Genomic DNA, 1,511 nt, shown 5'->3' with positions numbered 1-1,511 from the left:
CCTTTACGAAAATGATCCTTCTGATTCCCCTCACTCAATTGATCATCTTTCTCTTTTTTGAGCGATTCAATCTTTTGTTCAAAACTTTGTTTTGTGTATATTTTGTATCCAATTATTGAACCAAGGACACAAATACTTACTGAAAAGATAGCTACTAGGGCTATTAGACTCATTCTTATCTTATCGTGATTCTCACGCTTTGCTCTACTTTTATCCATAAGACCATCATATCAAATTCAAGCTATAATTTCAATGATTTTAGAGGAAACAGTATATTAAAAAGAGAGGAAGCTCCCCTCTTAAGATTTTATTTGACTGCTTCTTTCAAAGCGTCTACCTTGTCCAAGCGTTCCCATGGAAGGTCAATATCTGTACGTCCCATGTGTCCATAAGCTGCTGTTTGACGGTAGATTGGACGTTTAAGATCCAACATTTGAATAATTCCTGCAGGACGAAGGTCAAAGATTTGACGAGCCGCTTTTTCAAGCTTGCTTTCAGCTACTCTTCCTGTACCAAAAGTATCGATACGAACAGAAACAGGTTGGGCAACACCGATAGCGTAGGCCAATTGCACTTCTGCTTTCTTAGCAAGACCTGCTGCAACGATATTCTTTGCAATATAACGAGCTGCATATGACGCAGAACGGTCCACCTTAGTCGCATCCTTACCAGAGAAGGCACCACCACCGTGACGAGAGTAGCCACCATAGGTATCCACGATAATCTTACGACCAGTCAAGCCTGAGTCCCCTTGAGGTCCACCGATTACAAAGCGACCAGTTGGATTGATAAAGAATTTTGTTTGCTCATCCAAGTACGAGGCTGGAATAACCTCTTTGATAACCTTGCTAATGACATCATTGTGAATTTGTTCGTTGCTGACTTCTGGATCGTGCTGAGTTGAAATAACGACTGTGTCCACACGTACTGGACGGTCATTTTCATCATACTCAACTGTAACTTGTGATTTAGCATCTGGGCGAAGATAGCTGATTTCACCAGTCTTACGAAGTTCTGCCAGACGACGAACCAATTTATGGCTGAGTGAAATTGGCAATGGCATGAGCTCTTCTGTTTCATCCACTGCAAATCCAAACATAAGACCTTGGTCACCAGCACCAATCAAGTCCAGCGGATCTTGGTCTGCATTTCCACGAACTTCCAAGGCTTCGTTAACACCTTGGGCAATATCTGGTGACTGCTCAACAAGTGACGGATGGACTCCTACAGTTTCAGCAGAAAATCCATATTCTGTATTGGTATAACCAATCTCTGCAATGGTATCACGAACCACACGGTTAATATCCACATAGGCATTTGTAGAAATTTCACCAAAAACGTGGACGGAACCAGTATAGACAGCTGTCTCAGCAGCAACGTGCGCCTCTGGATCCTCTGCTAAAATAGCATCCAAAATCGCATCTGAAATTTGGTCTGCAATCTTATCTGGATGCCCCTCAGATACAGATTCAGACGTGAATAATTTACGTTCTGACATAAAAATGTCCCCC

Annotated in this window: 1 protein-coding gene and 1 pseudogene; both read right to left on the bottom strand. The window is 42.2% G+C overall.

Annotation, left to right across the window (positions count from 1 at the left end):
- Positions 1-218 (bottom strand): annotated as a pseudogene (locus SMIDD26_RS12820) (peptidoglycan GlcNAc deacetylase); the annotation flags it as partial.
- An 89-nt stretch (positions 219-307) separates the two neighbouring features.
- Entirely contained in the window at positions 308-1,498 is a 1,191-nt protein-coding gene (gene metK, locus SMIDD26_RS04915) for a methionine adenosyltransferase (protein ID WP_061439266.1), read from the bottom strand.
- Between the last annotated feature and the right edge of the window lie 13 nt (positions 1,499-1,511).

Source organism: Streptococcus mitis (genome assembly GCF_001579035.1).
Lineage (GTDB): Bacteria > Bacillota > Bacilli > Lactobacillales > Streptococcaceae > Streptococcus > Streptococcus mitis_J.
This window is presented reverse-complemented; position numbering and strand designations above follow the sequence as displayed.

Excerpts from the sequence above, each read along its gene's own strand:
- metK (WP_061439266.1), bottom strand. The coding sequence starts at position 1,498 with ATGTCAGAACGTAAATTATTCACGTCTGAATCTGTATCTGAGGGGCAT.